Raw genomic sequence first — 20,655 nt, 5'->3', positions numbered from 1 at the left:
CCAGTGCAACGTTGGTACGTACTCATTCCACCTGTGATAATCGGCGGGTGGACCACGACCTGAACCTCATCGAGGCGCTGGACGCGCTGCTCACCGAAAGCAGCGTGACGAAAGCGGCCGAGCGCCTGCACACCTCGGCCCCGGCGATGAGCCGCACGCTCGCCCGGCTGCGGCGCGCGTTCGACGACCCGCTGCTCGTCCGGGCCGGCCGCGATCTCGTCCCGACCCCGCGGGCGCTCGAGCTGCGCGGGGAGGTGCACGCGGTCGCCGCCCGGGCCCGTGCGCTGTTCGGCCCGTCGACCGCCGCCGATCCGCGGACCGCGGTGCGCATGTTCGACCTGCAGGTCACCGACATGCTGTCCACCACGTTCCTCCCCTCGCTGATCGACGACCTGCGGAGCCAGGCGCCGGGGATCTCCCTGCGGCTGCGGCCGGAGAACCTCCAGGACACCCCGGCGCTGCGCGAAGGACTCGTGGACCTGGAGATCGGGACGCTGCGCCCGGGCGACCCCGAAATCCACTCGGAAACCCTCGTCACCGAAACGCTCGTCGGCGCCATCCGCCCGGAACACCCCCTGGCCAAGGTCAAAACGGTCACCCCGAAGAGGTTCGCCGCGGCCGACCACATCGTCGTTTCGCGCCGGGGCCGCGCGCACGGCCCGATCGACGACCGGCTGGCCGAGCTGGGGCTGAGCCGCCGGGTGATCGCCGTCCTGCCGAGCTTCGCCGGCGCGCTGCACGTGGCGCGCGGGACGGACGTCGTCTGCGTGACCCCGGCCCGGCTGGGCCGGCCGATGCTGGAAACGCTGGGCCTGCGGACGTTCCCGCTTCCCGTGGCGGTGCCGGAAGTGGTGCTCGGGATGGCCTGGCACCCCCGCAACCACCACGACCGGACGCACGCGCTGCTGCGCGACCGCGTCCGCCGGATCATGACCCTCGCCGCGGGACCGTCGTGAGTGGGTCTCGCTGTTTTCGCGGCGCCCGGGAGCCGGCCGATACCCCCGTTCGCGGGTAATCCCCACGCCTGTCCGGCCGGATGCTCGACGGCACTCCCGCCGGTCGTTCCGCCGGCGACCGCGGAGCCAGAACGGAGAAAGCCGACCATGGACGTGACCGAGGCGTACCGAGCCGCTCGGGACCAGCTGATCTCGCTGCGCGGTGATCACGAGCGCGCGGTCGCCGAGTTCGCGTGGCCGGACCTCGGCGAGCGGTTCAACTGGGCGGTGGACTGGTTCGACGCCATCGCCCGCGGCAACGACCGGCCGGCGTTGGTGATCGTCGAGGAGGACGGGTCGGCGGTCGAGCGCACGTTCGCCGAGGTGTCGCGGGCGTCCGACCGCCTGGCGGCGTGGCTGGCGGCGCGCGGTGTCGCCAAGGGCGATCCCGTCGTGCTCATGCTCGGCAACCAGGTCGAGCTGTGGGAGTCGATGCTGGCGATCCTCAAGCTGGGCGCGGTGCTGCTGCCCACGACCACCGCCATCACGGCGGCGGACCTGGGCGACCGGATCGCCCGCAGCGGCACCCGCCACGTCATCTGCAACGCCCGTGACACCGGCGTGTTCGACGACGTCGCCGGCGGCTGCACGCGGATCAGCGTCGGGGCGGCCGACGGCTGGGCCGACCTGCGGGAGGCCGCCGAGCGGGACTGGGCACCGGTCGAGCACCCCGGGACGTCCGTCGACGACCCGGCGCTGCTGTACTTCACCTCCGGGACGACGTCGCGGCCCAAGCTGGTCGAGCACACGCAGGTGTCCTACCCGGTCGGGCACCTCTCGACGCTGTACTTCCTCGGGGTCCGGCCGGGAGACGTCCACCTGAACATCTCCTCGCCGGGGTGGGCCAAGCACGCGTGGTCGTGCTTCTTCGCGCCGTGGATCGCGGAAGCGACGATCTTCATCCACAACTACGGCCGGTTCGACGCCGCGGCACTGCTCGCCCAGCTGCGCGAGCGGCGGGTCAGCAGCTTCTGCGCGCCTCCCACGGTGTGGCGGATGCTGATCAAGGCCGAGCTGGGGGAGCGGCCGGGCAGCCTGCGCGAAGCGATCGGCGCCGGCGAACCCCTCAACCCCGAGGTGATCGACCAGGTGCGGCGGGCGTGGGGACTGACCATCCGGGACGGCTTCGGCCAGACCGAGACGACCGCCCAGGTCGGCAACACCCCCGGCGCCGAGGTCAAGCCCGGCTCGATGGGACGCCCGCTGCCCGGGGTGCCGGTGGTGCTCCTCGACCCGGTCACCGGCGAGCCCTTGGACGGTCCGGGGGAGGGGGAGATCTGCCTGGACCTGTCGCAGCGTCCGCTCCCGTTGATGAAGGGCTACCAGAACGACCCGGAACGCACGGCCGAGGCGATGGCCGGCGGCTATTACCACACCGGCGACGTCGCCTCGGTCGACGAAGAGGGGTACATCTTCTACGTCGGCCGCACCGACGACGTGTTCAAGGCGAGCGACTACAAGATCAGCCCGTTCGAGCTGGAGTCGGTGCTGGTCGAGCACCCGGCCGTGGCGGAGGCCGCGGTGGTCCCGGCGCCGGACCCGGTGCGGCTGGCCGTGCCGAAGGCCTACATCGCGCTGGCACCCGGTCACGAGCCGACGCAGGAGACGGCGCTGGCGATCCTGCGGCACGCGCGGGAGCGGCTGAACCCGTACCAGCGGGTGCGGCGGATCGAGTTCTTCGACCTGCCCAAGACGCTCTCGGGCAAGATCCGCCGGGTCGAGCTGCGCGGGCGCGAAAACGAGCTGACGACGCCGCCGGACGGGGAGTGGCGCGATAATCAGTTCCCGGAGCTGAAGGGATGAGCTGACAGACGCCGTTGCGGACACTTCGAGACCGACTGCAGGAGGACAAGGTGGACAACGACGTCGCCGCGACCGAGGTGCTCGAGAAGCTGCTGCCCGAACGCGTCCGCGGACTGCGGCGCCTGAGCGGCGTGCCGGTCGCGTTCGGCGGCCTCACGCGCCACCGCGCGGGCCGCCGGGAACTGGTGCTCGACCGGCTGGACGGCACCCTGGGCACGTCCCTGCGCGGCCTGGCCGTGCAACCCGGGCTCGGCCTGGGCGGCACCGTGCTGCGCGACGGCACCGCCCGCCGGATCGACGACTACGCCAGCACCGCGACGATCACCCACGACTACGACCGGGCCGTGGTGCACGAGGAACGCCTCACGTCGATCTTCGCCGTGCCGGTCACCGTGCACGGGTCGGTCCGCGGCGTCCTGTACGGCGCCGTCCGCGACCGCGGCCCGATCGGCGACCGGGCCCTGCACGCCGCCACCGTGCTCGCCGGCCAGCTCCAGCGCGACGTCGAAGCGGCGCTCACGCCCGAGCCGCGGCCGGACCCGGTGGCCGAACTCGCCGCGATCCTCGACGACGTCACCGACCCGGCGCTGCGGGCCCGGCTGGTCCGGGTCCACCGCGCGCTGCGCGGCGAGGCACCCGAGCCGGCGAACCGGCCGGCCTTGGCGCCGCGGGAAGTGGACGCACTGCGCTGGGTGGCGGTGGGCGCCACCAACGTCGAGATAGCGGCCCGGCTCGGCCTCAGCACGGAGACGGTGAAGGCGTATCTGCGCACGGCGATGCGCAAGCTCGACGTGCACACCCGCACCGCGGCCGCGCACGCGGCCCGGCGGGCGGGCGTCCTCTAGGCGTGATCTTCAGGGAGGTCGGTCAGCCGGGTGATCGGCGGCTTGCCGCCGGTTGAGCTGTGGGTCGGTGATGGTCGTAGAAGTGCTGCCAGCCCGGTAGCGCCGCCCGGCGCAGTGCCTCGGACGGGTGGAGGTGGGCAGCTGCGGTTCGATCCCAGCAGTCCGCGCGTGGGCACCTTCGACGCGCGGTCGCCCAGGCGGTCACCATGATCGGCCACGTCGTCGCGATGGCCGTGCTGGCGGTCCCGCAGGGACTGGCATCGATCCCGGGTTCGCGGGACCGGCCGGCGGGCGACCTCCGGCCCGACCTGACGCTGCGAGAAGCCGGCCGCCGGCTCGGTGCTGCGCAGCAACATCCGCGAACGGTCGGCGTGTGCGCTGACCACGCTTCGGTGGCGGAGGGAAGCGCCGGGCTCGGGGGTCAAGCGGACCGCGCGGCGGCCTCGGTCGTGGTGGCGAGGACCCGCTCGGCGCGCAACGCGATGCGCAGGGTGAGCCGTTCGCCCGGGTCGTCCAGGCGGGTTCCGAACAGAGCGCGGAGGCGGTGGAGGCGGTTGCGTGCCGTCTGCGGGTGGATGCCCAGCCGGCGCGCGACTTCGGGGGCGCCGCCGCGGGCGTCGAGGACCGCGTCGAGCGTTTCGGCGAGCTTGCCCCGCTGGTTCCCGGACAGCCCGGACAACGGCGCCAGGCTCCGCGCGGCGAGCGCGCCGGTCAGCAGCTCGTCCGCGACCAGCCAGTGGGTGGTCAGGTGCTCGGGCCAGCGGACGATGCCCTCGCGGGGGAAGACGCCGCGGTTCCGCAGCTCCCACGCCCGCCGGGCCCAGCGCAGCGACGTCGCCGCCTCGGCCGGGCGGACGGCCGGCCCGGTCGCGGCCGGGCCGGGGCCCAGCAGCCGGGGCAGGTCGGCGTCCGCCGGGAGCAGCAGGTGAGGCTGTTCGGCGGTGCGATCGGCGAGCACCGCGGGGTCGAACGGCGCGATGCGCACCCCGGCCGCCACGACGACGGCCATCACCCGTTCGGGTGGCTGCCACCCCGCGCGGGCGGCCAGGGCGGCCCACGGCCGGCCGGCCGTCAGCTCGCGCAGCAGGTCCCGGCGCAGGTCGGTGGCGGACGGTGCCTGCGCGGCCCGGAACGCCTCGGTGGACAGGTGGATCAGGACCTCGACGCAGCGGAACACGGCTTCCACCCCGGCGCCGACGACACCCGCGTGCCCGCGGCGGCCCAGCTCCGCCATGATCGGGAGGGCGCGGCGCCCGCCCGCCTGGTAGGCGCGGGAGAGCCGGTCCAGCTCGCCGGCCGCCGCGTGCTCCGCGACGCCGGCGCGGCGGAAGGCGTCGGCACCCGCGGCGATCCCGACCGGCGCCGGCCGGCAGCCGCCCAGCAGCGTGGCCACGAACTCCGCGGCGCCCGCGTCGAACAGCGCGGCGTGCTCGGGGACGGCGTGCCGGATGCCGGCGACGACCGCGCGGGCGATCGGCGCCACGGCCTCGGGGGGCACGGGCTGGGGAGTGGTCATCGTCGACCTCCGGAGCGGGCGGGCGGCACTGGGGCGCCGAGTCTGGTCCGCCGGTGCCGCCGGTCGCGTCGACAGAAGTACGCATTTACGGCCGCCGCCGAGTGGCGCAACGGTCACTGGGCCACATGGACACGGCGGCCGCGACCGATCAAGATGACCGGTGATGGGTGACGGCGGCCTGAGCACGCGACGGGACCTCACGACTTACGTGGGGCGCGCCGAGGACGAGACCGAGGTCCGGCGCCTGCTCGGCGCGGCCCGGCTGGTCACGCTGACCGGGCCCGGCGGGGTCGGCAAGACCCGGCTCGCCTTCCGGGTCGCCGGCTCGGTGACCCGCGCGTTCCCCGACGGCGTGGCCGTGGCCGGCCTCGCCGAGGTGCGCGACGGCACGATGGTCACCCGCACGCTCGGCGACTGCCTCGGCCTGCACGACACGGCCCCCCGGACCACCCGGGACACCGTGCTGGCCCACCTGCGCGACCGGCGGATGCTCCTGGTGCTGGACAACTGCGAGCACCTCGTCGCCGACTGCGCCGAGCTGGCCGACGTCCTGCTGCGGGGGTGCCCGGAGCTGGTGGTCCTGGCGACCAGCCGGTGTTCGCTGAGCGTCGCGGGGGAGCGCGTCCTGCCGATCGCGCCCCTGGCCCTGCCCCCGAAGAACGTCCGGACCGTCGAGGACGCGATCGCCTCCGACGCGGTACGGCTGTTCGTCGACCGGGCGCGCGACGTGCTGCCGTCGTTCCGGCTCACCGAGGACAACGCGGCCTCCGTCGCGGGCTTGTGTCGGCAGCTCGACGGCCTGCCGCTGGCCGTCGAGCTGGCCGCGGCCCGCGTCCGCGTGCTCTCGCCCGGCCAGATCGCCGACCGGATGACCGACAGCCTCGCGCTGCTGACCACCGGTGCGCGGTCGCTGCCCGAGCGCCACCGCAGCCTGCGGGCCACCATCGAGTGGAGCCACGCGCTGTGCACGGACGCCGAGCGCGCGGCCTGGGAGTGCTGCTCGGTGTTCGCGGGTGCGTTCGACCTGTCCGCCGCCGAAGACGTTTGCGCGTTCCCGGGCCCCGCCGGTTTCGCGGTGCTGGACGCCGTGGACGGCCTGGTGGACAAGTCCGTGCTGGCGCGCGTCGAAGGGGCGACCGGGGTCCGGTTCCGGATGCTGGAGGCGCTGCGCGAGTTCGGTCAGGAACGGCTGGCCTCGGCCGGGACCGCCGAGGCGGTCGCCCGGCGGCACCGCGACCACCACGCACGGCTGCTCGACCACGCCGACGCTGAATGGTTCGGCCCCCGGCGCCACGACTGGTTCGCACGGTTGTCCGACCGGCACGCGGACATCCGCGCGGCGCTGTCGTGGTCCCTGCGCACGCCGGACGAAGCCGTGACCGCCCTGGAGATGGCGAGCGGCGTGCTCGAGTACTGGCTGGCCAGGGGCGCCTCGGGGGAGATCCGGGAGTGGCTCGACCGCGCGCTCGCCGTCGCCGCCGAAGACGCCCCGGGCCGGGCGGCGGCGCAGGCCCGCGCGGCGCTCTGCGCCGCCCTGCACGCGGACCTCGACGGAGCCCGGCGACGGCTGAAGCTCGCCGAAGCCCTCGGCGACGAAGACGCGCTTCCCTGCATCCGCCACGCACAGGCGTTCGTGGCGCTGCTCGCGGTCGAGCCGCACGCGCTGGAGAAGGCCGCCGAAGCCGCGCGCGTCTTCGAGGAGCGCGGCGCCGTCCGCAGCCGGCTGCACCCGATGTTCATCCAGGCGGTGGCGACGGCCTTCCGCGGCGATCTCGCCGGTGCCCGGCGCCTGCTGGAGGCGATGCTGCGGCTGTGCGAAACGGCGGGGGACGAGTCCTACCGGTCGATGGCCCTGTTCGGGCTGGGCACGGTCGAGATCTGTTTCGGCGGTGACCTCGACGCCGGTGAACGGGCGATGCGCGACGCGCTGGCGATCGACCTGCGGGGCCCGGACGTGCTGTCGGCGGCGTACCGGGTGGACGGGCTGGCGTGGGCGTCGGCCCGGCGGGCGGACTGGCCGGGCGCGGCGAAGCTGTTCGGCACGGCGGCGACGTTGTGGGACCGGTGTGGGGCGGAGCCGGACATCGCCGTCTCGCTGGCCCACCGGGAGCTGCTGCGAGCCACTCGCGAAGCCCTGGGCGACCCGCGGTTCGAGGAGCTGTTCGCCGAGGGGCGGCGGCGGAATCCGCACGACGTCCTGGCCCCGGCGTCCCCCGGTGGACCGGCCGAGCCCCCGGCGACCGCGGTGCTGCCGCCGCTGACCCGGCGCGAGTCGGAGATCGCCCGGCTCGTCGCGACCGGCCTGAGCAACCGCGAGATCGCCGTCCGCCTGGTCATCGCCCAGCGCACCGCGGAAACCCACGTCCTGCACATCCTGAACAAGCTGGATCTCGCGAACCGGACCCAGGTCGCCGTCTGGGTGAACGAGCAGCTCGCCGCCCGGACGGGACCCGGATCCGGTCCGCGGTGATCAGCCGAGCGGGCAGGTGCCCTGGTAGGCGGCGATCGCCGGGTCACCCGTGGGCAGCGGGCAGAGGAACTGCTCGTACCGGGTGTCCTGGTCGACGAAGCGCTTCAGCCAGGAGAGGCTGTACTCCGCGATCGTCGTGTTCGGCTTGGTCGGCGCCAGGTGCCCGGCGCCGGCGAGCAGCAGGTACGCCTTGCCGGTCGTGGCCGGCAGGCTCCGGTAGAACGGGCGCGAGAACATCCCGTCCGGGGCGATGGTGCCGTTCTGGGCGCTCACGACGAAAGTGGGCACCGTGACATCGGAGAACGTGGTGTTGGGGCTCCAGCCGGTCAGCGGGATCGCGGCCTTCAGCGTGGGCGCCTTCCGGGCGGCGATCAGCGTCCCGCCCCCGCCCATGGAATGCCCCATCACGGCCAGGCGGTTCCGGTCGACGCGCGCCTTGGCCCCGCTCGAATCCGTGACGTAGCGCAGCGCGGCGAGCAGTTCTTCCGAGCGGGCGTCCGGGGTGTCCCACACGCTGTTCGTGGCGATCGTGATGACGACGAAGCCCTGCGAGGCGAGCCGCGGGCCGTACCAGGCGACAGCGGATTCGCTTTCGAGAAAGCCCGGCGCGACCGCAACGGCCCCGAACGTGCCCTGACCGGTGTCGGTCGGGAAGGAGATCGTCCCACCACCGAACCCGTTGCCGGCGCCCACTTTTTCCGTGGAGATTGCGAAGGGGCCTTGCACCGCCTCGATGGAGGCCTCGGTCGGGGCCGGTCCTCGCGCGAAGGGGTTGTCCGCCGACGCCGCCGCGGTGCCGGCGCCGTCGACGACCGTGGTGGCGAGCAGGACAGTACCCAGGGCGCCGGCGGCCCAGGAATTCCAGCGTTGGTTTCGCGGCATTGCGAACGTCCTCTCCGGGGAATCCTCCCGTGGAATACGGGAGGCCCAGGTATAGCGATCGCCCGGACGGCCGCGCGTCGGGGAAATTGCGTATTCACGGCCGGCCGGAGCCGCGCGACGACCGACGTACGCACCTCGCTCCGAGAAACGGGACGGCTTCTTCGGGCCGTTGGGGTGCGGGCCGGCGTGGTGGCGGCCGAGCTCGCCCGCCGGGGTGAGCTACTTCGCGGCCGGCGCCCGGCGGCGTCCTCGGGGCGTCCGGTCCGCGGGCACGATGTCGGCGAGGAGGGACGTCACGGTGTCGGTGATGGTCGTCAGGTCGGTGTCGTCGTCGCTTTCCAGCCACTTGCGGTAGGCCGTGCGGAAGATCTGGCTTCCCGTACTGGCCGCCAGCTCCGCGACGTCCGGATCGACTCCGCGCTCGCAGAGGGCCCGGCGGAACCCCTCGGCCATCTGGTGCTGCTTGTTCAGATCCCGTTCCAGCAACCCGGAATTCGACGCGATCAGCCGGCTTCGCCGGCGCAGGAGGTCTCGTGATCCGAGTTTCTCCCAGTCGTAGCCGGCCAAGGTCCGCACCACGGCCCGCAGTGGCTTTTCGAGGTCGGGCGTCTCCCGGAGTTTCTGGACGAGCGCCGTGCTGAGCAGGTCCGCGTCGGCGAAGAGGATTTCTTCCTTGTCGGGAAAGTAGCGGAAGAACGTCCGGGTGGTGACGCGGGCGCGTTCCGCGATCTGGACGGCGGTGGTGGCCTCGAAGCCTTGTTCCTCGAACAGCTCCATGGCGGATCGTTTCATCCGCTCCTCGCTGCCTTCTTCCCAACGGGGCATGGGCACCAGGATACCGGTGCCGATGACTCGCCGTGACATCGCGTGCGCTGCTCGGACCCCCGGGGAGTGGGGCATGTCACGCCGCGACATCGGCAGGGAATTCGATGTCACGATGGGACATCAGTGCTACGGTGATGTCACGTCGAGACAACACGACGGACGAAGCGTCATCGAAAGGAAGAACATGGCTCCCCACCCCGGCACAACCCAGACGTTCATGGTGGTCGGAACCCTCCGGGACGACACCGACCTCGCGGAATTCGCCGCGCTGAGAGAAGACGAGCACAAGCAGCTGGAAGTGTTGCGGTCGCAGGGAAAGATCGGCGCCCACTACGTTTCCCCGGCGCGGCGGACGACGTTCGTCGAGATCGTCGCCACCGATCAGGAGCAGGTGGCGGAGACCCTGGCCACGCTGCCCTTCGCCCGGTTCTTCGATGCCGACCTCTACCCGCTCGCACCCCCGGATGCCCGCTGAAAGGAGCCGATCATGAAGGAAGAAACGAACACCGTCTCGCCGCATGGCGTGGCGTTCATGACCGGGAGGGACACCGCGCCGGCGTACTGGGCGTTCGGTGTCCTCTGGGTCGTGCTGGCGGACTCGGCGCAGACCGGGGGAGCGTTCTCGGTGATGGAGCAGTGGATGCCGGCGGACGGTGGGCCGCCGCCGCACGTGCACCCCATCGACGAGTGGTTCACCGTGCTCGAAGGCGCCATCGAATTCCGGGTCGGGGACGAGCCGCCGATGCGGGCGACGGCGGGTGACTCGCTGTGGATTCCGCGTGGCACGGTGCACAGTTTCACCACCCGGAGCGCCGCGCACGTGCTCAACGGCTACACGCCGGGCGGCTTCGAGCAGGTCATCATGGGGCTGGGCACTCCCGCGGAGCGGCGGGAACTGCCGCCGCCCGGCCTCGGCTTCGATCCGCGCTCCGCGGCGCAGTTGATGGACAACTTCTGGTCGGCGAGCGCCGACACGGCCTGGGCCGGGAAGTGGACCCGCTGAACGATCAGGCCGCCTTCGGACGCAGGTCGACGACCGCGGGCGCTTGTTCCGCTGTGTGGACGTGCTGGCCGCTCGGGAACGAGATCCCGAGAATGCCGCCATGACGGCGTTGAACAACGAGACCGACTACGACCGGATGCGTGTGGCGCAGTGGCGGGCAGGCCGGGCACGCATGCCGGGGCTGAGCCGGCGCGGTCTGCTGCGGCTGACGGCGGCCGGTGGTCTGGCGCTGGCCGCGGCCGGGACGGCGACGCCCGCCGCGTCGGCCGCGGGACCGATCGTCAAGCCGCTGCCGCCCGAGCTGTTCGAGGTCTACGGCAGCAACGCCGAGACGCGCTGGGAAGCCATGCGCGGCCAGGGATATCTGACGCCGGTCGACCGGTTCTTCGTCCGCGATCACACCTCGACGCCGGTGCTGGACGCCGCGGCCTGGCGGCTGAAATTGTTCGGCGACGGGCTGCGGGGCGGGCCGGTCGAGTTCAGTTATCGAGACCTGCGCGCGCTGCCGTCCGAGACGATCACCGCGTTCATCGAGTGCGCGGGCAACGGGCGGAGTTTCTTCACCAGCCAGCAGGGCCAGGCCGTCGGCGGGACGGCGTGGAAGCTCGGCGCGGTCGGGGTGGCGCGCTGGCGCGGTGTCCGGCTGGCGACGGTGCTGGCCCGGGCGGGGCTGTCCCGCGACGCCGTGGACGTGCTCCCGGAAGGCCTCGACGCGGATTATCTGGCCTCGGGGGTGAACCTGGGCAAGGTGCGGCGGCCGCTGCCGGTGGCGAAGGCGCTGGAAGACGTCCTGCTGGCGTACGAGATGAACGGCCGGCCGCTGCTCCCGGACCACGGTTTCCCGGTGCGGCTGGTGGTGCCGTCGTGGGCCGGGATCGCGTCGATCAAGTGGCTGGGCCGGATCGAAGTGTCGGCGACCCCGCTGGTGTCGCCGTGGAGCACGCAGTTCTACCGGCTGCTGGGCCCGGACTACCCCGCGGAGGGCACCCTGGTCACCGAGCAGGTGGTGAAGAGCGCGTTCGAGCTGCCGTGGGGCGCGACGCTGGTGGCCGGGCAGCGGCAGGTGCTGCGCGGCCGGTCGTGGTCGGGCCACGGCCGGATCCGGCACGTCGAGGTGAGCACGGACGGCGTCACGTGGCAGCCTGCGAAGCCGATCGGCCCCGCGCTCGACCGCGGGTGGCTGCGCTGGGAGTTCCCCTGGCGGCCGCGCGAGGCGGGCTCGTACACGCTGCGAGCGCGCGCCACCGACATCACCGGCGCCCGCCAGCCGGAGGTCGCGCCCTACAACACGCAGGGCTACCTGTTCGGCGCGGTGATCCGGCACCCGGTCACGGTCGGTGCGGCATGAAACGGCTGATGCGCGCACTCACGCGGGCGTTGACCGGTGTGGGCTGGGTGCTGGCCCTGCCGGTCCCGCCGTTCGAACCCGGGCGGGCCGTGCCGGTGCCACGGCCCGCCGCCGACGCCCCGCGAGTGCCGCTTTCGCGGCAGGAACGGGAAACCTTCCGGCGGATCGTCTCGGGCTGAACGGTCAGCCTCGGGGGCGGGGAGCCCCAAGTGCCGAGGTAGGTGATGTCCTCGACAGCCGGGCCTGTGGCGGCCCGGAAGTCGCGCGCCGGCCGGTGGGCCGGGGACTTGCCGTCCATATCGTGAGACGGTGAATCGATCACTGGGTTCGGCGGCCCCACTTCCCTAAGGTCCTGACCGTCACTCGATAGGCTGAACCTTGAAGGTGCTGTGGTCAACCCTCCGCCGACACCCGCCGGTGTCCCGGCCCTCGCGGCACGTTCCCTGCCGGCCGCGGTGTGGCGCGCCGTCCGCTCCGGCTGGTGGACGTCCGTCTGCGCACTCCTGATCGTCGTCATCGCGCTGCTCGCCGCCGGGGCCGATCTCTTCGTCCTCCTCGAAGGGCAAAGCCTGACTCCCGACATCGCCACGCTCGGCCCGACCGGGCTCCCGGCCGGGGCGCTCGGCGGGGTGAGCGGGGCGCACTGGTTCGGCGTCGAGCCGCTGACCGGCGTCGACCTCTTCGCGCTCGTCGCCCACGGGGCGCGGACCTCGCTGCTGGTCGGCCTCGGCGCCACCGTCCTGGGCACCGCGCTCGGGGTGGTGATCGGGGTCAGCGCCGGCTACCTCGGCGGCTGGTGGGACCGCCTGGTGACCTGGACCGCCGACGTCGTCCTCGGCTTCCCGTACCTGATCTTCATGATCGCGCTCGGCGCGGTCCTGCCGGTCGACTTCCCGCGTCAGGTCACGCTGATCGTCGTCCTCGGGCTGTTCGGGTGGCCGCGAGTGGCCCGGATCGTGCGGGCGCAGACCTTGACCCTGGCCAAGCGCGACTTCGTCGCCGCGGCGAAAGTCGTCGGCGGCGGGCCGTGGCACGTGTTCACGAAGGAACTGCTGCCCAACCTGTGGGCGCCGATCATCGTGGTCGCCAGCCTGGCCGTCCCGTCGATGATCGGCAGCGAGGCCGCGTTGTCGTTCCTCGGCGTCGGCGTCCTCCCGCCGACGCCCAGCTGGGGACGCACCATCAGCACGGCGATCGACTTCTTCGAGACCGACCCGATGTACCTGGTCTTCCCCGGGCTGCTGCTGTTCGTGATCACGCTGGCGTTCAACGTCGTCGGCGACGCGATCCGCGACGGCCTCGACCCACGCTCCGGGAGTGCGGCCTGATGCGTACCGCGCGGTTCGTCGCCACCCGGTTCGCCGGGATGGTCCTGGTCCTGCTCGTCGTCGCGTTCGTGACGTTCGTGGTGTTCTACGTCCTGCCCGCCGACCCGGCCCGGATGGCCTGCGGCCGCCCGTGTTCGCCCGAAGGCCTGCAGCTCGCGCGGGAATTCATGGGCTACGACGTCCCGTGGTACGGCCAGTTCTTCGAGTTCCTCGGCGGGATCTTCGGCGGCCGCACGTTCGGCACCGGTGCCTCGGCCATCCACTGCACGGCACCGTGCTTCGGCTGGGACTTCCAGAACAACGTCGACGTGCTCGCCGAAATCGGCGGCCGGATCGAGGTCAGCTTCTCCGTCGCGCTGGGCGCGGCGGCGATCTGGATCATCCTCGGCGTCGGGCTCGGCGTGCTTTCGGCGCTGCGCCGCGGCACGGCCGTCGACCGGATCACGATGGCCGCCGCGATGGCGGGGGTGTCGATGCCCGCCTACCTCGCCGGGATGATCGGCATCACGATCTTCGCGTTCGCCCTCGACGTCGTCCCGAAGAACGGGTACGTGCCGCTGACCGAGGATCCCGCCCAGTGGGCGTGGCACCTGGTGCTGCCGTGGTTCGTGCTCGCGTTCCTGCACGCGGCGATCTACGCGCGGCTGACCCGCGGTCAGATGCTCGAAACCCTCGGCGAGGACTACATCCGCACCGCGCGGGCCAAGGGCCTGACCGAACGCAAGGTCGTCGGCCGGCACGCCCTGCGCAACGTCCTGTTGCCGGTGGTCACGGTGTTCGGCGTCGACCTCGGCGGGCTGCTCGCCGGAACCGTGATCACCGAGCGCATCTTCGGCATGGCCGGGGTCGGGCGGCTGCTCGTCGACGCCATCGCGTCGCTCAACCTGCCCGTGCTGCTCGGCGTGACGCTGTTCTCGGCCCTGCTGGTCACGGTCCTGAACTTCCTGGTCGACCTCTGCTACGGCGCGCTCGATCCGCGAGCGCGTCTCGTCTGAAAGGGACATGATGAAACTCAGGCTCGCGGCGGGCGTGACGGCTGCCGTCATGCTGCTGACGGCGTGCGGTGCCAACGACACACCGGCCGGGCCGGGCGGCACCGTCAAACCGGGCGGGAACCTCGTCCTGCTCAACGACGCGCCCTCGATCACGTGGGACCCGGCGAAGAGCTCGAACCTGGTCGTCACCACGCTCGGGCTGATCCACCGGCGGCTGACGTCGTGGGACGTCGCGCCCGGCAAGGACACCACGATCGTGCCGGACCTGGCCACCGACACCGGGCGGCCCGGTGACGGCGGCAAGACGTGGACGTTCACCCTCAAGGACGGTCTGAAGTACGCCGACGGCACGCCGATCAAGGCCGAAGACGTCAAGTGGGGCCTGGAGCGTTCCTTCGCGGCCGCCTTCTCCGGCGGCCTGGCCTACCACAAGGACCTGCTCTCGCCGGGGCTCGCGTACAAGGGCCCGTTCGAGGGCAAGGAGCTCGACTCCATCCAGACGCCGGACGCGAAGACGATCGTGTTCCACCTCGCCCGCCCCTACGGCGACTTCAACTGGGTCGCCAGCACCCCGGCGTTCTCGCCGGTGCCGAAGGGCAAGGGCGCCGAGGCGAACTACGGTGACCACCCGGTCGCGTCCGGCCCGTACCAGCTGGCGAGCTACGAGCGGGGCAAGTCGGCGAAGCTGACGCGCAACCCGAACTGGAGCCGCGACGAGGACAAGACGCGGCTGGCCAATCCGGACACCATCGAATTCGAGCTCGGCCAGGACACCGGGGTCATCTCCAAGCGCCTGGTCGACGACACGGGCAAGGACCGCGCCGCCTTCGGCATGTCCTTCGCCTCGCCGGCCCAGCTGGCCCAGATCCAGGGCAACGCCTCGGCGAGGGCGCGGCTGGTGACGTCGGAATCCGGCGCGCTGGCCTACCTCTCGCTGAACACCCAGCGCGGGAACCTGACCAACCCGAAGGTGCGCCAGGCGTTCCAGTACGCCGTCGACAAGGCCGCGTTCCAGGTGGCCAGCGCGGGCAGCGCCCAGCTGGCCGGCGACGTCGCCACCACGCTGATCACCCCGGGCCTGCAGGGCCGCGAGCAGTACGACCTGTACCCGGCGCCGCCGTCCGGTGACGTCGCGAAGGCCAAGCAGCTGCTGACCGAGGCAGGTTTTCCCACCGGGCTGGACGGCCTGGTGCTCGCCACCCACAACGAACGGGGCTTCCCGGAGAAGGCCGCGGCGATCCAGGCCTCGCTGGCCCGGGCGAACATCAAGGTCACCATCAAGCCGCTCGACGACGACACCTACACGTCCGAAGTGGACACCAAGGGCCTTTCGGACTTCGACCTGACGCTGACCTCGTGGCAGCCGGACATCCCGTCGGCGAACGCGAACATCCAGCCGCTGTTCCAGTCCACCGAGATCGGCAACGGCGGGTACAACGAGTCCCGCTACAACAACCCCGAGGTCGACAAGCTGATCGCGGAGGCGCAGGCCACCGTGGACCCGGCCGAGGCCGGCAGGAAGTGGGCGGCGCTGGACAAGAAGATCCTCGCCGACTCGCCGGTGGTGCCGCTGATCTACACCCGCAACTCGTTCCTGCACGGTTCGCAGGTGGGTGACGTGTGGATCGGGCGGTTCCCGGCCTACGTCGACTACCGCAAGTTCGGGCTCGTCCAGTGAGCGGAGCCGGGCTCCTGCGGCTGCACGACGTCGCGGTCTCGTTCGGGGACGTCGAAGCCGTCCGCGGGGTCGGCTACGAGGTCGGCGCGGGCGAAGTCGTCGCGGTGGTCGGGGAGTCCGGCTCCGGCAAGACGGTCACCGCGATGTCCCTGCTCGGCCTGCTCCCGCCCACGGCCCGCGTGACCGGCCGCGCGGAGCTGGCCGGGCGGGACCTCTACGCGATGCCCCCGGCCGAGCTGCGGGCGGCCCGCGGCGGCGAGGTCGGCATGGTGTTCCAGGAGCCGATGAGCGCGCTGAACCCGGTGTTCACCATCGGGGACCAGCTGGTCGAGGCCATCCGGACACACCAGCCGCTCGCGGTCCCGGCCGCGCGGGAGCGGGCGGTCGAGCTGCTCACCCTGGTCGGACTGCCCGACCCGCGCGAGCGGTTCCGGTCCTACCCGCACGAGCTGTCCGGCGGGCAGCTCCAGCGCGTCGTCATCGCGATGGCGGTGGCGAACGAGCCGAAGCTGCTGATCGCCGACGAGCCGACGACGGCGCTGGACGTCACGGTGCAGGCGGAGATCCTCGAGCTGCTGCGGGACCTTCGCGAGCGGCTGGGGACGGCGATCCTGCTGATCACGCACGACATGGGCGTGGTCGCCGACCTCGCCGACCGGGTCGTCGTGATGCACGACGGCCGCGTGGTCGAGCAGGGGCCGGTCGAAGAGATCTTTTCCGCACCGGCCGAGGACTACACCCGGCAGCTGCTCGGCTCGGTGATCTCGCTCAGCACCGCGGCGACGACCGGGCTCGAACGGGCACTGGCCGCGGAGGTCGAGGTGGCACCGGGGCACCTCGCCGCCTCCGAGCACCCCGCGACGGCGTCGGTCCCGGACGTGGCCGCCGCGGCGCCGCTGCTGCGCGTGGAGAAGCTGTCGGTGACCTACCGCGGCCGGTTCCGCGCGATGGCCGTCCACGCGGCCTCGGAGGTGAGCCTGCACGTGGAGCCGGGGGAGGTCCTGGGCCTGGTCGGGGAGTCCGGCTCGGGCAAGAGCACGGTGGCCCGCGCGGTCACCGGCCTGCTCGCGCCGACGGCGGGGTCGGTGCACATCGGGGACGCGGACATCACCCGGGTCCGCGGCCGGGCGGCGAAGGAGCTGCGGCGCCGGATCGGCGTGGTGTTCCAGGACCCGCTGTCGTCGCTGAACCCCCGGACGACCGTGGGGGAGAGCGTCGCGACGCCGTTGCGCCTGCACCGGGTGGCGCGCGGGTCCGAAGTGGACGGCCGGGTCGCGGAGCTGCTGTCCGCGGTGCAGCTGTCGCCGTCACTGGGTTCCCGCTACCCCCACGAGCTTTCGGGCGGCCAGCGGCAGCGGGCGTGTATCGCGCGGGCCCTGGCCCTGCGCCCGGACCTGCTGGTGGCCGACGAGCCGACCAGCGCGCTCGACGTCACCATCCAGGCCCGCATCCTCGACCTGCTGCGCGAGCTGCGGCACGAGTTCGGCTTCGCCTGCCTGTTCATCAGCCACGACCTGGCGGTGATCGAGCAGCTCGCCGACCGGGTCGCGGTGATGCACCGCGGGCACGTCGTCGAGCAGGGGCCCGCGAAGGAGGTCCTGACCGCACCGGCGCACCCGTATACGCGGCGGCTGCTGTCGGCGGCGCCGGTCGCCGACCCGGAGGCCCAGCGCCGGCGCCGCGAAGCCTGGCGGCAGCTGCGCTAGGTGTGCTGTCCGGGGAGGTGGGTCAGCCGGTTGAGCGGCGGCTTGCCGCCGGTTGAGCGGTGGGGTCGGTGATGATGGCAGAGCGGGCCCAGCCGCTGCCGCCACCGCACGATCGCCCGCACCAGGTGCTCGAGCGTGCGGGTGGGGCCACGATGCGGGCGGCAGCCGCTGCCGCGCAGGTGGCCGCATCGCAAGCGCCGGCACCTCACCTCGGCGGCGGTGCCGGCCTCGGAGACCAACCCGCGGGGGCCGCCCCGGACGTGAACCGGCTCAGTGTGGCCGCGTAGTCGAACAAGGTCACCCGGTCGGAAAGCTTCGTCTTGGTCATCAGGCTGGAGACGTGCTTCTCCACCGTTTTCGGCGAGATCAGTAGGCGCCGGGCGATGTCGGTGTTGCCCAGCCGGTGCGCGAGGAGCTGGAACACGTCGTACTCGCGCACCGTCACGCCGGCGTCGCGCAGCTCGCGCGGGAGCCGGTGCAGTCCGTGCCGTCGTTGCCGCACGGACTCCCCGGCCCGCCGCAGGATGGTGCGGCACGCGCCGGCGACCGCCGGGATCGCGGCGTCGTGGAAGTACTCCTCCGCCTTGCGCAGCCAGGTCACGGGGTCGCCCCAGCCGTCGGCGAGCGCGGCTTCGGCCACCAGGCGCGCGCCGAGGTGTCCGGCCATCCGGTACGGCAGCGCGGCTTCCCGGGCTTCCTTGGCCGCGCTTTCCGCGCGGGCGGTGTCGCCGTGGCGGCCGTGGAGCACCGCCTCCGCGAGGGCGGCGAACTGCCGGTTCCAGCGGAAGCCGCTCTCTTCGGCCGCGGCCACGGCGGACAGCTTCTCCGGGCCGAGGTCGCCGGCGAGGACGCCGAGCAGCAGCTCGATCCCGTGTCGCCCGGCCAGCGGCGAGCCGCCGGGCTCGTGGGCTCGGACCAGCTTCAGGTCGCGCCGGGCCCGGTCGTGGTCCTCCTCCAGCAAGGCGCAGAACGCCTGGCCCAAGCCGAGGCTCAGGGCGAGGTCCGGGTGGTCGTCACCGCCCGCCGCGCGGGAGCCGGTGATCGCCTCCGCCATGCCGGCCCGGTCGGCTTGGTGCGCCGCGGAGACCGCGCGGATGAGGTGCGTTCGCCGGACCAGGGCGTCGAAGTGGTGGCGTTCGGCGCCGGCCACCAGGTCCGCGAGCCGCTGCTCGGCGACGCGGTAGTCCCCGCCGAGCACCGGCCCGTGCAGGATCGCGGCGGCTTCGGCCGCGTACGCCGCGGCCACCGCGCCGCCCCGCTCGGCCTGCTCACGGGCGAGCTCCAGTTCTCCGGTGTCGCCGTCCGCCAGGGCCGCGTGCTCGCCCAGCCGTCGCAGGACGTGCGTGCGCCACAAGGGAAGCCGGTGGGTCTCGGTGAGCCGCCGCGCCCGTTCGAGGTGACCGCGGGCGACGGCCGGGTGATCGGCGACGGCACTCAGCCCCAGCAACGCCTGGACGGCGACGGCTGGGTCGTCGTGCCGCTCGGCCTGTTCCAGCGCGGCCGCGGCGAGCCGCCCGGCTTCACCCGGGCGGCCGGAGCGGGGTGCGTCGAGAAGAAGGTGGGCGTGGACGGCGTCGACCGCGGCGCGGTGCCGATCGCTGCCGGCGAGGCCGAGCCGGGTACGGGCCGCGGTCACCTGGGCGAGTCCGTCGCCGGTCCGGCCGGCCAGGTGCGCGACCCAGGCCAGCCGCGCGTGCAGTACCGCGGCCCGGTCGAACAGCCCGACCTCCGAGAACCGGCTCGCCAGGGCCACCGCGCGGCCGGTGTGCCCGGTCTCCCCGAGCGCGTGGACCAGTGATTCCAGGACGGCGCCCCGCAACGGCAGGTCGGGGCTCTCGGTCAGCAGCGCGTCGGCCTGGTCCAGCAGGCCGACCGCGGCCTCGGCGGTGCCGGCCGCCAGCGCCCGGTGCCCGGCGTCGGCGAACAACCGCCCGGCGGCGGCCCGGTCACCCGCGAGCTGCCGCAGCCGCGCGACCCGGGTGCACCAGTCACCGGGCAGGCCGGGGTGCAGCAGCTCCGCGGCGTCGGCGGCGACCCGGGCGAGTTCGGCGCGCCGGGTGGGGCCCAGCGGGGTGAGCACCGCTTCGACGGTCAGCGGGTGCCCGAAGACGTACCAGCCGGCCGCGGCCCGGTCCGGCTCGATGAGCTGCGCGTCGACCGCGGAGTCGAGGAACGCGGCCGCGGTCCGGTCGTCGGCGCCGACGGTCCGCTGGACCACCGGCGCGGGGAACCGGGTGCCGAGGACCGCCGCGGCGGCCAGCAGCTCCGCCCCGGCCGGCCCGAGCTTGGCCGTCCGTGCGGCGATGCCGGCGACCAGCGCGGCGGGTACGGTGCCGGCCGACCGGTCCGTCAGGTGCCAGCCGCCGGGTCCTTCGGCCAGCACCCCGTCCTGGATCAGCTCGTGCAGCAGTTCCTCGACGAGGAACGGGATCCCGGAGCTGAGTTGCCACAGGTGCGTGGCCGTGGCGGGCGGCACGCGCTCGCGGTCCGTGCCCAGGCACGCCGCGACCATCTCGTGGACGTCGCCGCGGCTCAGCCGGCGCAGTGTCCGCAGTGCGCAGGCTCCGTGCCGGGCGGCGGAGCGGGCGATGTCGTGGGCGGCGGAGGCGTCGTCGCGGATCGTGCCGATCAGCAGCACCCGGGCCGGACCCAGGTTGTCGACCAGGTATTCCAGCACGAACAGCGTTTCCGCGTCCGTGTCGTGCAGGTCGTCGAGCACGAGCACGCAGCCGCCGGCCCGGCCCACGACGGTGAGGAGACGCAGCACGGCTTCGGCGACGACGAGCAGGGGCGGCGCCGGGTCGTCCGCCGGACCCGTTCGCCAGTCGGGCACGAGGCGGCCCAGCGCCGGCAGGTACGGGCCGAGACCGCCGACGTCGATCGGTTCGCTGTCCCTGGTCAGCGAAAACAACGCCTCGGCCAGCGGCCGGAACGGCACCACCGGGCCGATGGCGCTGCCGCTGCCGCGCAGCACCCGGGCACCACGCCGGGCGGCCCGGGCGGCCAGCTCCCGCGCGAGGCGGGACTTCCCGATCCCGCTCTCCCCGACGAGGAACACGGCACCGCCGCGTCCGGCCAGCGCATCGTCGAGCGCCTTGGCCGATTCCCGCAGCTCACCATCGCGGCCGATGACTTCCGGCGAGCGGATCAGCATGCCGGTATGGCGCCATGCGCATCGGAACAATCGTATTCACGCATCAATCGACCCCCAGGTCTCCGGCCCGCGGTGCGGGCAGACCTTGAATACACGAACGCCGTGCC

Annotated in this window: 16 protein-coding genes; 12 read left to right on the top strand and 4 right to left on the bottom strand. The window is 73.1% G+C overall.

Annotated elements, in window-relative coordinates; translation table 11 throughout:
• Positions 1-47 precede the first annotated feature (47 nt).
• From DV20_RS12590 to DV20_RS12580, 3 genes are all read left to right on the top strand, one after another.
• The gene (locus DV20_RS12590; protein ID WP_043779669.1) at positions 48-956 is read left to right on the top strand and encodes a LysR family transcriptional regulator; all 909 of its coding nucleotides are present in this window, start codon (positions 48-50) and stop codon (positions 954-956) included.
• A gap of 147 nt (positions 957-1,103) precedes the next feature.
• Positions 1,104-2,798 carry an AMP-binding protein gene (locus tag DV20_RS12585; protein WP_043779666.1) on the top strand — a complete coding sequence of 565 codons (1,695 nt, stop codon included), beginning with the start codon at positions 1,104-1,106 and terminating at the stop codon, positions 2,796-2,798.
• Positions 2,799-2,848: 50 nt separating this feature from the next.
• Positions 2,849-3,643 carry a LuxR C-terminal-related transcriptional regulator gene (locus DV20_RS12580; protein ID WP_051735946.1) on the top strand — a complete coding sequence of 265 codons (795 nt, stop codon included), beginning with the start codon at positions 2,849-2,851 and terminating at the stop codon, positions 3,641-3,643.
• 421 nt (positions 3,644-4,064) lie between these two features.
• Here DV20_RS12580 and DV20_RS12575 read toward each other — a convergent pair whose 3' ends face one another.
• Entirely contained in the window at positions 4,065-5,159 is a 1,095-nt protein-coding gene (locus DV20_RS12575) for a helix-turn-helix domain-containing protein (protein ID WP_051735945.1), read from the bottom strand.
• Positions 5,160-5,322: 163 nt separating this feature from the next.
• Between DV20_RS12575 and DV20_RS12570 the strand changes: the two genes are divergently transcribed.
• Positions 5,323-7,629, top strand: a complete 2,307-nt coding sequence (locus tag DV20_RS12570) for an ATP-binding protein (protein ID WP_043779663.1) — start codon at positions 5,323-5,325, stop codon at positions 7,627-7,629.
• Here DV20_RS12570 and DV20_RS12565 read toward each other — a convergent pair whose 3' ends face one another.
• Positions 7,630-8,511, bottom strand: a complete 882-nt coding sequence (locus DV20_RS12565; RefSeq protein ID WP_043779660.1) for a dienelactone hydrolase family protein — start codon at positions 8,509-8,511, stop codon at positions 7,630-7,632.
• A 219-nt stretch (positions 8,512-8,730) separates the two neighbouring features.
• Entirely contained in the window at positions 8,731-9,336 is a 606-nt protein-coding gene (locus DV20_RS12560) for a TetR family transcriptional regulator (RefSeq protein WP_043779658.1), read from the bottom strand.
• Between the two features lie 73 nt (positions 9,337-9,409).
• On the opposite strand from DV20_RS12560, the gene DV20_RS12555 reads away from it, so the two are divergent.
• The 8 genes from DV20_RS12555 (at position 9,410) to DV20_RS12520 (ending at position 17,394) form a co-directional block, all read left to right on the top strand.
• The gene (locus DV20_RS12555) at positions 9,410-9,811 is read left to right on the top strand and encodes a muconolactone Delta-isomerase family protein (RefSeq protein ID WP_235190804.1); all 402 of its coding nucleotides are present in this window, start codon (positions 9,410-9,412) and stop codon (positions 9,809-9,811) included.
• 12 nt (positions 9,812-9,823) lie between these two features.
• On the top strand, positions 9,824-10,339 hold the full coding sequence (locus DV20_RS12550; RefSeq protein WP_235190803.1) for a cupin domain-containing protein: 516 nt from the start codon (positions 9,824-9,826) through the stop codon (positions 10,337-10,339).
• Positions 10,340-10,439: 100 nt separating this feature from the next.
• Positions 10,440-11,687 (top strand): sulfite oxidase, encoded by a 1,248-nt coding sequence (locus DV20_RS12545; RefSeq protein ID WP_043779653.1) that lies wholly within the window; start codon positions 10,440-10,442, stop codon positions 11,685-11,687.
• 8 nt (positions 11,688-11,695) lie between these two features.
• Complete coding sequence (locus tag DV20_RS45490; RefSeq protein WP_160169717.1) at positions 11,696-11,866, top strand: hypothetical protein; 171 nt, start codon at positions 11,696-11,698, stop codon at positions 11,864-11,866.
• A gap of 210 nt (positions 11,867-12,076) precedes the next feature.
• On the top strand, positions 12,077-13,015 hold the full coding sequence (locus DV20_RS12535; RefSeq protein WP_043779648.1) for an ABC transporter permease: 939 nt from the start codon (positions 12,077-12,079) through the stop codon (positions 13,013-13,015).
• Positions 13,015-14,010, top strand: coding sequence for an ABC transporter permease (locus DV20_RS12530; RefSeq protein WP_043779646.1), 996 nt, complete (start codon positions 13,015-13,017; stop codon positions 14,008-14,010). Before DV20_RS12535 ends, DV20_RS12530 begins: the two co-directional genes overlap by 1 nt.
• A gap of 7 nt (positions 14,011-14,017) precedes the next feature.
• Positions 14,018-15,688: an ABC transporter substrate-binding protein gene (locus tag DV20_RS12525; RefSeq protein WP_152603690.1), complete on the top strand. Its 1,671-nt coding sequence runs from the start codon at positions 14,018-14,020 to the stop codon at positions 15,686-15,688.
• Positions 15,685-17,394, top strand: a complete 1,710-nt coding sequence (locus tag DV20_RS12520; protein WP_043779644.1) for a dipeptide ABC transporter ATP-binding protein — start codon at positions 15,685-15,687, stop codon at positions 17,392-17,394. Before DV20_RS12525 ends, DV20_RS12520 begins: the two co-directional genes overlap by 4 nt.
• Positions 17,395-17,599: 205 nt before the next feature.
• On the opposite strand, the gene DV20_RS12515 is transcribed toward DV20_RS12520, so the two are convergent.
• Positions 17,600-20,548: a helix-turn-helix transcriptional regulator gene (locus DV20_RS12515; RefSeq protein WP_051735944.1), complete on the bottom strand. Its 2,949-nt coding sequence runs from the start codon at positions 20,546-20,548 to the stop codon at positions 17,600-17,602.
• Between the last annotated feature and the right edge of the window lie 107 nt (positions 20,549-20,655).

Source organism: Amycolatopsis rifamycinica (assembly GCF_000695625.1).
Lineage (GTDB): Bacteria > Actinomycetota > Actinomycetes > Mycobacteriales > Pseudonocardiaceae > Amycolatopsis > Amycolatopsis rifamycinica.
This window is presented reverse-complemented; position numbering and strand designations above follow the sequence as displayed.

Excerpts from the sequence above, each read along its gene's own strand:
- DV20_RS12585 (WP_043779666.1), top strand. The coding sequence starts at position 1,104 with ATGGACGTGACCGAGGCGTACCGAGCCGCTCGGGACCAGCTGATCTCG.
- DV20_RS12575 (WP_051735945.1), bottom strand. The coding sequence starts at position 5,159 with ATGACCACTCCCCAGCCCGTGCCCCCCGAGGCCGTGGCGCCGATCGCC.
- DV20_RS12570 (WP_043779663.1), top strand. The coding sequence starts at position 5,323 with ATGGGTGACGGCGGCCTGAGCACGCGACGGGACCTCACGACTTACGTG.
- DV20_RS12565 (WP_043779660.1), bottom strand. The coding sequence starts at position 8,511 with ATGCCGCGAAACCAACGCTGGAATTCCTGGGCCGCCGGCGCCCTGGGT.
- DV20_RS12560 (WP_043779658.1), bottom strand. The coding sequence starts at position 9,336 with ATGCCCCGTTGGGAAGAAGGCAGCGAGGAGCGGATGAAACGATCCGCC.
- DV20_RS12555 (WP_235190804.1), top strand. The coding sequence starts at position 9,410 with ATGTCACGCCGCGACATCGGCAGGGAATTCGATGTCACGATGGGACAT.
- DV20_RS12550 (WP_235190803.1), top strand. The coding sequence starts at position 9,824 with ATGAAGGAAGAAACGAACACCGTCTCGCCGCATGGCGTGGCGTTCATG.
- DV20_RS12545 (WP_043779653.1), top strand. The coding sequence starts at position 10,440 with ATGACGGCGTTGAACAACGAGACCGACTACGACCGGATGCGTGTGGCG.
- DV20_RS45490 (WP_160169717.1), top strand. The coding sequence starts at position 11,696 with ATGCGCGCACTCACGCGGGCGTTGACCGGTGTGGGCTGGGTGCTGGCC.
- DV20_RS12530 (WP_043779646.1), top strand. The coding sequence starts at position 13,015 with ATGCGTACCGCGCGGTTCGTCGCCACCCGGTTCGCCGGGATGGTCCTG.
- DV20_RS12525 (WP_152603690.1), top strand. The coding sequence starts at position 14,018 with ATGATGAAACTCAGGCTCGCGGCGGGCGTGACGGCTGCCGTCATGCTG.
- DV20_RS12515 (WP_051735944.1), bottom strand. The coding sequence starts at position 20,548 with ATGCTGATCCGCTCGCCGGAAGTCATCGGCCGCGATGGTGAGCTGCGG.